Consider the following 12,227-nt stretch of genomic DNA (forward strand, 5'->3'; position numbering starts at 1 on the left):
AACGCGCCTATCAGCGTCAATTACAAGGAGGAAAGGTCGCGTCGTCAGGCTGACGACAACAACCCCACCCAACCGGTCATTTTAATTGTCGCCGACCGGTCAAAGTAGTTGACGCCGGATAGCCTTCTCAGCACCCAGCTGCTCACCTTCCAGCCGCTCCTTCTTCGCCCAGTTCTCCAAATTCTCTGCCAGCATGTCTTTGTCCTCCACCAAACTGTTGAGCTGATCCAGGTTGACCTCAGCCCCGAGCCGCTGCAGGTGACGCTTGAGCCAGCGGGTGATGATCCGGTCGATACGATCCTTGTTGGGGTCGGCCTGGATGATCGCCACGATCCGATCCACGGCACGCTGCAGCCCTTCCCTGTCGGCTGACGCCTTCTCGATGCTGAACACCCCGCTCAACGGGCTCTGTACCAGACCGAGCTCCTCGTCAGTGTAGCGCCCTTCGTCGACCAGGTAGTAGCGCAGGTGGGGCTGGTAGACCCCGAGGAACGACGGGGGTTCCGGTCGGATCATGGTGTAGATATCCTGCTCAGCCGTCCAACGCCGGGAGCCGTTGTAGAGCACGATGGGCAGAATCGGGGGCAGTCCCTGGCTTGGGGTGGTCTCGGTGGTCTTGAGCAGGTGGTCGTAGAAGCAGGCCACGTAGTGCATCAGCCGGATCGGCATGGTGTGGTCTACCCGGGACTGGAATTGATGTGCGCCATCCATGGCGCCCACCCTTCGGGCGAACTGAAGTTCGCCCAAATTCATTCCCGATGAATTTGTCCAGCAGGATATACAGGAAGACCCGCTGAGTGAGGCCCTGCCAGGTGATCTCGACCGACCACACCACGTCCTCGAACTTCTCCTCGAACAGCGGGGTGATGTAGTTGCCGCTGTGATTCTGCAGCGTCGAGAAGTCCATCAGCCTTGCGATCTCGGACGGGGCAAAGCCTTCGATCAGCTGCTGGACGCCCCTGACCAACACAACTTGGGGGGGGGAGCTGAACAGCTCCTTGTACCCGGTGTCGTGATGATTGGGGGTGGCGTCTGCCATACGCGCTGCATCCTGAAACCAAGGGGCTCAGCATAGCACAGCGCTCCCTGGCTTCCTCTGGGTCCCCCTGCCCCGCTACCCGCTACCCGCTATCCAGTGCCACTGCCCACAGGCCCCATCCCCGGGGACTGGTCAGGGAAGGTCGTTATTGAGGGTCCGTTATTGAGGGTCTGTCCCCGATTATCCCTGTCCCCGATTATCCCTTGTCGTCACCACGCTGCGCTTCAACCTCGGCCACCGTCAGTCCCGTGGCCTCAGCGATCTGCTCGCTGCTGAGCACCTCCATCTCGATCAGGTGACGGGCGATTTTTTCAGCACTCCACTGCGGGGCTTCTGCATTGTCGTTTCGCTGCGGCGAATGGTACCGCTGCCCCCCATGGACGGGCGAGGGCTTGCATTCGTCATCTCGGCCACGCACCTGTTCAGCGCTGTCGTCCGCTTGGGTGCGCCTCACAGCTGCTGCGCCTTGGCTCCGATGGCCGCGGTCGCCTTTCTTGTTGGCCAGCGGCAGTGACAAGGCGGGATAGCGTGCTTTGACCTGGGGATGGGTACTCGCCTGGTTGTAAACCTCTATACCCCAGCGCAGCAGGCGTTCCTCGAGTCCGTCAGGGATCAGCCCCCGCCCCACGTCGGCGGCTGTGCGTTGCAGCAGCTCGCGATGCGCGGAGAGTAGCGTGAAAAACATCAGGGAGTCGGGCGCTTCGTTGCGCAGTCCTTCGATGGCTTCACTGAGCGCTACCACGGCAACAAGCTGATACCGCGGCTTGGGCTGGCGAACCCCGGCCAGGGCGCCCTCAACCCTGGCCAGATCCCCTGTGAACACCTCGTGATTGGCTCTCCAGCTTCCCTCGACAAGCAAGGTGGAGGTACGCCTGGGAAAAGCATTATGCCCGATACGGGCTTGGTGCCTGGTGAGCAGGTCGCGAAGCGTAGCGCGTGCCTTGGCCCGGCGACGGTTGTCCAGCAGGCGGGCTAGCAATGGCATAGGTTCCTCGTGTCAGAGCCCAGCGGGGGTCTAGCGGCCAATCCGCTATTCGGGGAATTGACGGTGGCGTGCCGCTGCCAGCATAGCTGAGCGGGTGCCATACACTTGCCGCTGATGATGAAGAACATCGAAACAGAAGTGAGAATTCTGGGGGTGATCATTCATTACCTGATACTTCTGCACGGCCATCTGATAGGCCAAGGCGGCAACAGGAGCGTGGTCGCCATGCACCTCTCGCAGGAGCTCCGACTGGTCCAGATAGTAGTGGTACAGCGCAGCTTTCATGAAGCGCTTGCCTGCCTGCACTGACCAGGCAACTATCCCAGTGACCATCAATGCTACCACTACGGCTATCAACAACATGATACCTCTACTGATTCTCGCTGGTTTCCAATGAGCCCCCTCTTTCAGTGCTGAAAGGGACGGTTTGGTTAGCTATCTCGACTCCGGGCGCCCTACCCGATCTGTCTGTCGAAGCCCCTTCCCCCACCACTCAAGTGGTGCTGGCGATGGAGCCGCGGTGCTGGCCCGGCATGGCCTCGCCCTGCGATGAGACCGTTACAGGAGCGGGACCAGAGGCACACGGCCGCAGCCGCTGACCAGCAGGGCAAGGGCAGTGGCCAGAAAGAGCGGCTTAAGAGTCAGAATTCGCATGGTGTCGTGGTGTCCTAGATCGGGGTGGTGGTAGTGGAAGGGGGGGTTGAGGTTGAGACAGAGGCTGCCCTTTCCGGCAGGGCCTGCGCGCAGAAGCGCGCCCAGCGCTCCCGGGGGGCGACGGCGTCGACGATCACATCGCCGGTCTCGCTTTTGACCAGCTGCACATGGAGGCCATGGCGCAGTCGCACCTGGTGAATCCGATCGACGATGGCCTGATCCACCTGGGTCGCCGGAAGGGTAAGGCGCTCGTGCACCCAGTCCGCGCCCAGCACCGGCAGGCTGACTTCGCTGACGATGCCGGTGGTCAGCATCTGGCAGATGGCGGTGAAGTCGAAGCTCGCGCGGGGGAAGCGGGGTCGCGTCACGCTGCTTGGGAAGTAGTCATCGATGATCGACTCGGCGATGCGGTTACCCTTGGCGGGCAGGATGCCCGGCATCGGCACAGTAGAGAGCTGGATGTAGGGGTTCTGGTTGGCCTCCAGCAACACCACGCGAGGGGCGTCAACGCTGTCCGTTTCGCATACCAGCATATCGAGACCCGCGTGGGGCAGGCCGAGCGCTGCGGTTGCCTGGATCGCGATGCTGGCAGCCTGAGAGGGAAGCCGGTCGTCACCGTCGATCAGGTCTCCGCCTAGATGCGTATCGGGAATGTCGTTGAGGTAGACCACTTCTCCTGGTGCGGGAACATCACCGGGGGAACGACCTTGCTGGGCAAGAAAGGCAAGAGATACCTCATCAAGCCCAAAAGGCTCCTGGCCATAGACGGGGTGCTGACGCCGCTGGGCGACCTTGTGGGCCACACACTCGGCAATCGTCCGCGTACCGTCGCCGAGAATGCAGGCAGGCCGGCGTATTCTGGCGGCGACGACACGACCCGCGGTGACAAAGACGCGGTATTCGGTGCCCTCCACATACTCCTCGAGCAGGAGAGGTTCGGATGCGGCGTTGAGCAGGTCACGCACCTGGTCGGCGCTGAGCCGGCGGTGAATGCCTTGCGCCAGGGTGCCGGCCACTGGTTTGAGAATAAAGCGGCCCTGGGGGTGTCGAGCGAGCAGCGGTTCTGCCTCGGCGGCATGCCCCACTTCTATCACCTGACCATCCGCTACCGGCAAGCCCGCCTGACGCCAACAGTCCAAGGTATGCGGCTTGGACTCGCAGGCGGCGCTGGCCTGCTGTGTCGTGCGATCCCCCATCACGCGATAGAAGGCGTGGTGGCGACGCCCATCGCCGATGGTGAGGAACTCGCCGCGGTAGCCGGAGAACGGCAGATGGGCGAAGCGCGGGCAGTGGCTGGCCATCTCGTAGTGAAAGGTGACCTTGAGCCCGCGCTGCCAGGCCGCGAGGGCCAGCAGGTAGGCATTGGAACCCAGGTGCGGAATCGCGTGCAGGCGTTGCTTCATCACGCTATCGGTAAAATCCGCGCTGGGTCGCTTGGCGGCCGCCGGCGCGGGGGCGGTGCGAGACGCGGAGGCGCTGTGCGCCTTTCGCTGCGGGTGTGGCTTGCGTCTGGCCATTACATCGGTTCCTGTGTATCAGCGGTCGACGTCATCATTGCTTAAACGCCCCCGGCGCAGCGGCATGGCGTGCCGAGACATCGTGATCTGCCCCCGCCTCTTGAAAGTACGCCACGGTTGCCGCCAGCCCCTCGCCCAGTGGCACCTCAGGCGCCCAGTCCAGCACTTGCCGAGCCAAGGTGATATCCGGCTGTCGCTGACGCGGGTCATCTTGCGGCAGTGGCTGATAATCGAGAGGGGCGGCCGTATTCGTCAGCCGACGGATACGCTCGGCCAGTTCAACGACGGTGATTTCCGCCGGGTTGCCCAGGTTGATCGGGCCGGTCACTGAGGGCCCCGTGGCCATCATGCGTACCAAGCCTTCGATCAGATCATCCACATAGCAAAAGCTGCGGGTCTGCCTGCCATCGCCATACAGGGTGATAGGATCACCACGCAACGCTTGGCCAATGAAATTGGAGATGACACGGCCATCGTGGGGATGCATGCGTGGCCCATAGGTGTTGAAGATGCGCACGACCTTGATGGCAGTACCGTGTTGCCGGTGGTAGTCGAAACATAGGGTTTCCGCACAGCGCTTGCCTTCATCGTAACAGGCACGCGGGCCGATCGGGTTCACACTGCCCCGGTAGCTCTCGGGCTGGGGATGTACCTCGGGATCACCGTAGACTTCCGACGTGGACGCCTGCAGCAGGGGCACCTTGAGACGCTTGGCCAGGCCCAGCATGTTGATCGTGCCCATCACCGCGGTCTTGGTGGTCTGCACCGGATCACGCTGGTAATGGATAGGTGACGCCGGGCAAGCCAAGTGATAGATGGCATCCACCTCGACATAGAGGGGAAAGGTAATGTCGTGGCGCATGAACTCGAAGCGCGGGTGATGCAGCAAATGGTAGATGTTGCGTTTGTCCCCGGTATAGACATTGTCCACACAGAGCACCTCGTGCCCCTCATTGAGGAGACGTTCACAGAGGTGGGAGCCCAGGAAGCCGGCGCCCCCGGTGACGAGGCTACGCGGATGAACCGTCATGATGATGTGTCCTTGTGGGGTGCTGAGGCAGCCGAGACCATGCTCACCTCGCACTTGGCGCGCAGGCGCAGCCGATGCGTTCCAGCCGACCAGCCCAGTCCCTCGGCCTGAAAGGTGATCGGCGCCATGGGCTGAGACGGATCGGCCACCCAACGCGTCACGGCCTTGTGGATGGTGGCCATCATCGCCTGTCGATCCGCAAGGCCTGGTTGCCTGAGGGAACGGCGCCCCGGGGCCATCACCTGCATGGCCTGCTGTTTGGCTGCGATGTAAAGGTGATTGATGACATGGTTGGCCTCCAGCGCCTTGATGTCGCTGTAGCGCACACGCTCGTCGTCACCATGGCGGATCGGACTGACAAAGGTTGACGGATACGACGCTTCGCTCAGCCCTGCAGACACCAGACGACGGTAGAGGTCGTCGTCCTCTCCTCCCCAGCCTTGGAAGGCCTCGTCATAGCCGCCGAGCCGCTCGAACCAGCGGCGCGGGCAGATGCAGGTGCCCCAGGTTTCCTTGTCCCGCTTCCCCGCCACCGGCGCGGCGCGATAGAAGCAGTGCGGGGTCAGGTGTTCACGCTGCCAGGCGAGCCAGCCCGGCTGGATACAGATGTCCGCATCGATCATCACCAGCCAATCGCCTGTGGCCTGGGCCGCGCCCAGGTTGCGGGCACGCGCCAGGTTGAAGCCGGGGTCGTCATCGACATGCACGACCTTGACCTGGGGGTAGTGCTCGGCCACCCAGGCCCGGGTCTGCTGCGGGCAGCCGTAGTCCACCACGATGATCTCGTCGGCGCCCGCCTCGATCAACAAAGGCAGCGTCTGCTGAAGGTGGTGAAGCCGGTGCTTGCAGGTGGTGATAAAACTCACCCGGGGCATGGCCACGGCGTGGGGAGCCGCAATGGCCCTGTTGGCGGAAACTGATCCGGTTGACACTGGCCCGGTGGGCGGGGAAGCCGTGCTATCACCCGCTTGGGCAAGATCGCCCGGGCGGGTGTGGCGTTGCCACCAAGCCACACCGGTTTTGCGCTCGGCATAACGCGGCGCCGCCTCGGTGGCGCGCTGGCGAAGTGCATCGCGCTGCGCGATCAGGTCACGACAGCCGGCAATCAGCGCCGCCTGATTGAGGGTCGGTATCACCACCGCGCCACCCCCCAGGGTGTCCAGATCCTGGGCCGCCCCCGTGCCGGCGGTAATCAGCGCAGGCACGCCCAGGGCCTGCGCCTCCTGAAAGATACCCGAGGCCTTGTGCGCATAGAAGCCAGGCCGATAGGCACAGTACACCGCATCGGCGTCGGCCATTTCCTGATAGAAAATCGAAGAGGGCAGATCGGCCTCCAGTCGCATCGAGACGCGAGGGCCAGCCAGTTCGGTCAGGGCCTGTTTCTGCTTCGCATCGGTGACAGACGCGACCAGGCGCACATCGAGCTGTGGCAGTTCCCTGAGCAGCGTCGGCAAGGCCTTCAACAGCTCCTGGATGCCCTTCTCCTGGCGCATGCCACCAATGAACAGTAGCCGGAGCCGCTCATCCCTGGGGCGTTGCCGCCTCGACGCCTGCCAGGCATGGGGGGAAGGGGCCATGGTGACAGGCGACAACCCGGCCGCCTCCCAGGGGGCAATCAGCGCATCATGCTCGACCGTGAAGCGATACTCGGCAAGCTTGCCGGCGGCCACCACCGCCTGCAGGCGCGTCATGGCGTCCTGGCCCCACTGGGCGGCCATGGGGCTGCCGGGCTGGCCAAACGTCGGCTCGGCATGAAAATGCAGGCCCAGGTAGGGCAGACGACAGGTCTCGGGCAGGGTTTCCAGCCAGCGTACCAGGCCGATCAGCAAGGGCAGCGTGGTACTCGGCAACAGCAGCCCGGGCACCGAGTTCCCCGCCAGGCGCGGCGTCACATGCTCGGTAAGATCCGCCGCGAAGGAGGCCGCAAGGGCCAGCGTGCGCTGCTGCCAGTCCAACCAGTCGCGCCCCCACACATGGCCGCCGGCACGAAAACAGGGCGTGATAGGAAACGGGGCAATACCCTGTCGATGGGTCAGCACGGTCCACGACCAGCCGTTGGCCTGGGCGCCGAGATACAGCGCTTCATCCAGCACCTGATAATGCCCCAGGGTGGCCTGCAGGCAGGGGTCGATGACCAGCATGTTTGCCGCCCAAGGGGCCGCATCGGGTAACGGTGGGACATCAGGTTCCAGGTGGGTATCGACGGAGGGTGTCTCCGCCGTCGTTGCGCTCGCGGGTGGTTGCCCGGCTGGCTCGGGGGCGTCGACGCGGGCGGCGGCGGGCGGCGCATCTGCCCCAGACACCGCGTGCGGGGCCGGCATGTCCGGCCACTCACAGGTGATGTCCTCGGGCGGCGCGCCGGCAAGGTGCCGAGTCAGCGTCTGTCGATAGGCCTGCTCAAGCTGCCGCGCGACCGCGGGCGCATCGAACAGCGCGCACTCCTGGCGCTTTTCGATCAAAAAGCGCCTGGCACGCCTCAGGTCCTGCCCCTGGGGATCGCTCAGCAGCCGAATCACCAGGGCCACATACGCCTCCACCGTGGGCTGAATGAACACCCGAATCCCGGCGGCCCGCAGCAGACTGCCGCTGACCCGACCCGCGAAGTTGTGGCCTTCCAGCGCCACCACGGGCACGCCGGCGGCCAGGGCGTCGCTGGTGGTGGTATGCCCGCCGTAGGGCCAGGGGTCGAGCATCAGGTCGCAGCAGGCCAGGCGCGCCTGATGCGCGGCATGGGGCAGTCTCGGCGCCAGGATGAGCCGTCGTGGGTCCACCCCATGGCGCTGCGCGTGCTCGATGAGCTTGGCCACCGCGCCGGGGCCCGGATCGAGCAGCCAGAGGACGGCATTGGGCACGGCAACGAGAATTTTCATCCAGGCGTCCCAGGCGCCACGGTGCACCTTGGCGATGGCATTGAACATGCCCAGCACCCAGACCTTTCCCTCGGGCAGGCCCACATCGCGCCTCGCCGGCGGCTTGGGCAATGGCTGATGGCGGTGGTCGTTGACCTGATAGGTACCCGCCAGGCGGATGATCTGCTCGGGGTACGCCGCCGAACGCTCGGGCGGCACGACATAGCCGTCGGCGATGAGGTAGTCGACCAGGTCACCGCCATAGCTACCCGGCCAGGCCAGATAGCCGATCTGCACCGGGGCGGGCCGGTGAGCCAGGATGCCCAGACGATTGGCCCGGGTCAGGCCGCTTACGTCAATCAGGATATCCAGCGCGTGCTCACGCATCAGGCCGGCGGCATCGGCATCGCTGAGCTGCGCCACGCCATGCAGCGCATCGGCATGGGCGAGCAGTTCGCGGCGAATGGCCGAGCCGTCGTCCCAGCCGCTGCAGTAGAGCCGTATCTCGAACTGGGTGCGGTCGTGATGGCGCAGCAACCCCAGCAGCAGCCGCGCCGTAGGATGATCACGATAGTCGCTGGACAGATAGCCCAGACGCAGGCGCCGCCCTTGCAGCGGTGTCACGGCAGGTGGCTCGCGCTCCATGGCGGGCAGGTTGCGCCGTCGATAGGCGCGAATCACCGCCAGATTGCGTGATTCGTCGCCACAGGCGTTCAGGTGGGTGCGGGGCGATTCGTTGAGCGTCTCGATCGGCTCGCGCGCATAGGCCTCGTGCAGCTGCACCGCCAGCCGCTCGGCCAGGTCAAGGTCCGCACCGCGCTGGGCAATGTAAAGCATGGCGCTGGCCCAGGCCAGCGGCCGCCCCAGCCGCTCATAGGCCTCAGCCGCCAGACGCAGCGCCGTGCCCGAGGCATCGAAGCGGATCAGCATGTGCGCCGCCTGGAGGCGCTGCTCGTCGGTCGCCGCCTCGGCGTTGAGCACCGCCAGCATGGCTTCCGCACACTCCCGGCGTTGGCCGAGTCGATCCCGCAGGCGCCCCTGTATCAGCCACAGCTCGGGATCATTCGGCTCCCGCAGGGTGACCCAGATCACCAGGCGCAGGGCATCGGTCGGTGCCTGATGCGAGAGCCACTGAGCCAGCTGCAATACGCTCTCACGCTTTACTCCCGGGGAAGCATCATGCAAGGCATGGTCAAGAAGCGCGACGGCGGCCTGCGGCCCTCGCGCGGTCAACTCCACGCCTGCCAACTGGAACAGTTCCTGCTGTGAGCGTGGCGTTAGTGCCCTGCCCTGTTTAACCGCCTGCCCGTGACGCTGACGCTTTGCCGGGGCGCGCTTCCCCCCACCTTTGCGCTTTTTTGCTGCCATGCCTCTATTCCCTGCCGCTGCGGTGTTGTGTGACCTCACCACGATAGCGCGCTGCGCCACTCGTCACCGCGGGTCACTCGGCCGACCGGCTCAACGGTCGAAGTCGAACTCCAGGTCGTCATCCCCTTCGCCGAAGAAGGCGTCCAGGCTGTCGGTCTGCTCCACCGAATGCAGGTGACGCTCGGCTTTGTCGCTGGGCTTGCCTGTGCCGGGCTGTTTGCGGTGGCGGAACTGGAGATCGCCGATCCGGGGCTGGCTAAAGATCTGCACATAGGCAAGGCCCAGGGCACCCGTGTGGGCCAGCTCGGCATAGGTCTCGGGGGGCAGCGAGCGCAGGGTCGCTTCGTCGATGCCGCAGTAGCCCTTGAGGGTCTGTACCTTATCCTTGGGCTTCCAGCGGATGGCCCAGGGCTTGATCAGCCCGGCCTGGTGGAGCTGGTCGACGAGTTTCTGGGTGGTGCCCAGGGCCTGCTGTCGCTTCTCGTGGAACTGCTTAACCTGGCCGGTGAGCTCGGCCAGCTCGCCCTGCTCGAAGATCGGCTGGGCACCGATGGCCTGGGTCTCGGCAAAGAGGCCGCTGTCGGCGTCGATGAACAGCTGCCCTTCCCCGTTCAGGGCAAAGGGATAGCCCCGGTACTGGCTGGGCACATAGGGCGCCTGCCACTTGAACTCGGGGGAGAGATAGATATTACGGCCCGGTTGCAGGGAGAGCAGCGCGACCAGGTGATAGCGGTCGGCCTGTTCGTTGAACGCGAAGGCCACCGGGTACCAGGGCAGTACCTGGGTGATCTCGGCCATGGCCACCGGGACCAGGTGATCCTTGGCGGCAAAGGAGTAGTCGCGGTACTTGAACCAGCCGGCCTCGTGATGGGTGGCGGGGTCGAGGGGAATCCATCGGGTCATATGGGGATCCTGTCAAAAAACCCCACCCTCAAGGAGGGCAGGGTTTCATTGGATTACGGCTTGATTCGCTTTGACCCTGGGGCACCCGGCCGGAGCCGGGTGCCGTCAAGGCATCTCACTCAGAGAGTGGGATTAGGCGAAGTTCTCTTCAACAAATGCGCCTGTGACACCGGTCAGCTCAGCGATCTGGACGATATCGATGCTACCCGCACCATCACCAGTGACGTGGTATGCATTAGCTGTAGGACCATCCTGAGCAACGATAATGGCTTCACCATCGAAGTTTTCATCAAACTCCGCATTGTCCCCGTCACCAAAGTTGCCTGCAGTCAGAGTAGAAGTGCCGGAGAACAGCACAATCAGACCAGCCGGGTCAGCCTCGGCAGTAGTGCCAGACGCCACTGTGTCGAAATCATCCGCTTCAAAGAAAGCAGAGAAGTCGAGGATGTCGAACGGATCTGAATCCACGCCACCATCACCCGCCTGGAAGTTGGTGATGCTCGTGAAGTCATCTTCGTTGTCAGCAATGCTGACAGTCAGTGATGCGAACACGAAGGTGCTGGAAGCGTCGTCACCATAGGCATCGAAGCCAGCCCCGGGCTCATTCTCCAGCGAGGCACGGCTGCCAACGCTGGTGAACTCGACAGTCTCGACCGAGTCGGCCTCCATCAGATCTGCAACCGCATCACCCTGCTGAGCCACACCCATTGCTGCTGCGAGACCGCTGACGGCCACAGAAACATCACCATTATCGACAGTCGTCGTGAAGGTAATGTCTGCCGTCTCAGGCGGATCGATCGGCTCACCGGTGACCGGGTCGTCGAAGACGAACTCGATGCCCACCTTCAGCTCAGAGACAGCGGCCAGGATGTCATCCTCATCGCTGGACCAGTTGCCAAAATCCCACGGCCCACCCACAAGGTCCTCGGTCTCTGCACGCAGAATCTCCGCTTGATCCTCGGTGATCCTCAGCTCCGGTGCACTTTCGTGGCCAATCACGATCCTGTCTTCGGGACCAGTATCGGTCTTAAGCTGCAAATCCGTCAGATCGCGATCATCGGACACCAGGATGGTGATCCGTGAACTAAAGGCGCGGAAATCACCATTCTCAACCGGCTCACCGTCTGAATTGGCTAAACCAGTATCAGGGTCAACCAACGTGCGCGCGACGTTGCCATCCTCGTCAATGTCCACCAGGTAGGTGCCATCTTCGAGTTGTGCCTGAGCACCCGTCATGAGAAGTGACGAAGCAGGATCCGTAGTTCCATCTTCGCTGTTACGAACGATCTGAAGCTCAGTCAGACCACGCACATCTGTCAGATCACTGTCGAGGATAGTGTTATCCACAAAGTCGTCCAACAGCAGGGTGGTGCCCGGCCCTTCAATGGTACCGCCCGCTGCCACGAAGGCCTCGTACTGCTCGTCGGTCATCTGAACGGTGGCACCCGCCTCGAGGAAGATCGTCACGCCATCCAGATCGAGGTTGGTATCGGTGCCATCCTGCAGGCCACGGAAGTCGACGTGACCCGTGAGGGTCATCTGACCACCGCTGACGCTGATGGAGCCGACCTCATCGTCACCACCGAAGTCGAAGTCACCGTCCAGCAGGAGTTCAGCGTCGCCACCGAGATCGACGTTGAGAGCCGAGTCGGGGCCACCGCTGAAGTCAACGTCGTCGGTGATGCGCACCACACTGTCAGCCGCCGCGTTGGAGAGATCGATCGTCCAGACCGCCTCTGTACCCAGCTCAGGCGAGCTCGCGCCCACCACTTCGGACAGCCAGAGGGTGTTGACCCCGGTGCCGCCGGTGAAGGAGAAACCGTCCGTAGACACTTCCCCGACCACCATGGTCAGGGTACCGGTGTGGCCACTGGCATCGATA

At 63.5% G+C, this 12,227-nt stretch carries 8 protein-coding genes and 1 pseudogene; all 9 read right to left on the reverse strand.

What is annotated here, in order from left to right; translation table 11 throughout:
- Positions 1 to 99: 99 nt before the first annotated feature.
- Positions 100 to 711, reverse strand: a complete 612-nt coding sequence (locus HOP52_RS19190) for an Rpn family recombination-promoting nuclease/putative transposase (RefSeq protein WP_275298303.1) — start codon at positions 709 to 711, stop codon at positions 100 to 102.
- Between the two features lie 118 nt (positions 712 to 829).
- Positions 830 to 1,039: pseudogene (locus HOP52_RS19675) on the reverse strand (Rpn family recombination-promoting nuclease/putative transposase); the annotation flags it as partial.
- Positions 1,040 to 1,235: 196 nt separating this feature from the next.
- On the reverse strand, positions 1,236 to 2,024 hold the full coding sequence (locus HOP52_RS19195; protein WP_238979142.1) for a hypothetical protein: 789 nt from the start codon (positions 2,022 to 2,024) through the stop codon (positions 1,236 to 1,238).
- Between the two features lie 45 nt (positions 2,025 to 2,069).
- Positions 2,070 to 2,387, reverse strand: coding sequence for a hypothetical protein (locus HOP52_RS19200; protein WP_238979143.1), 318 nt, complete (start codon positions 2,385 to 2,387; stop codon positions 2,070 to 2,072).
- A gap of 305 nt (positions 2,388 to 2,692) precedes the next feature.
- Positions 2,693 to 4,195 (reverse strand): hypothetical protein, encoded by a 1,503-nt coding sequence (locus HOP52_RS19205; RefSeq protein WP_238979144.1) that lies wholly within the window; start codon positions 4,193 to 4,195, stop codon positions 2,693 to 2,695.
- Between the two features lie 34 nt (positions 4,196 to 4,229).
- Positions 4,230 to 5,225, reverse strand: coding sequence for a UDP-glucuronic acid decarboxylase family protein (locus tag HOP52_RS19210; RefSeq protein WP_238979145.1), 996 nt, complete (start codon positions 5,223 to 5,225; stop codon positions 4,230 to 4,232).
- Positions 5,222 to 9,220: an O-linked N-acetylglucosamine transferase family protein gene (locus HOP52_RS19215; RefSeq protein ID WP_238979146.1), complete on the reverse strand. Its 3,999-nt coding sequence runs from the start codon at positions 9,218 to 9,220 to the stop codon at positions 5,222 to 5,224. Before HOP52_RS19215 ends, HOP52_RS19210 begins: the two co-directional genes overlap by 4 nt.
- A gap of 312 nt (positions 9,221 to 9,532) precedes the next feature.
- Complete coding sequence (locus HOP52_RS19220; RefSeq protein WP_238979147.1) at positions 9,533 to 10,345, reverse strand: SapC family protein; 813 nt, start codon at positions 10,343 to 10,345, stop codon at positions 9,533 to 9,535.
- Between the two features lie 132 nt (positions 10,346 to 10,477).
- A partial coding sequence (locus tag HOP52_RS19225) for a hypothetical protein (RefSeq protein ID WP_238979148.1) occupies positions 10,478 to 12,227 on the reverse strand: 1,750 nt, incomplete at its 5' end.

This window comes from Billgrantia campisalis (genome assembly GCF_022341425.1).
GTDB classification, from domain to species: Bacteria; Pseudomonadota; Gammaproteobacteria; order Pseudomonadales; family Halomonadaceae; genus Halomonas; species Halomonas campisalis.

Coding starts and splice junctions, on each gene's coding strand:
- HOP52_RS19190 (WP_275298303.1), bottom strand. CDS start 711: ATGGATGGCGCACATCAATTCCAGTCCCGGGTAGACCACACCATGCCG.
- HOP52_RS19195 (WP_238979142.1), bottom strand. CDS start 2,024: ATGCCATTGCTAGCCCGCCTGCTGGACAACCGTCGCCGGGCCAAGGCA.
- HOP52_RS19200 (WP_238979143.1), bottom strand. CDS start 2,387: ATGTTGTTGATAGCCGTAGTGGTAGCATTGATGGTCACTGGGATAGTT.
- HOP52_RS19205 (WP_238979144.1), bottom strand. CDS start 4,195: ATGGCCAGACGCAAGCCACACCCGCAGCGAAAGGCGCACAGCGCCTCC.
- HOP52_RS19210 (WP_238979145.1), bottom strand. CDS start 5,225: ATGACGGTTCATCCGCGTAGCCTCGTCACCGGGGGCGCCGGCTTCCTG.
- HOP52_RS19220 (WP_238979147.1), bottom strand. CDS start 10,345: ATGACCCGATGGATTCCCCTCGACCCCGCCACCCATCACGAGGCCGGC.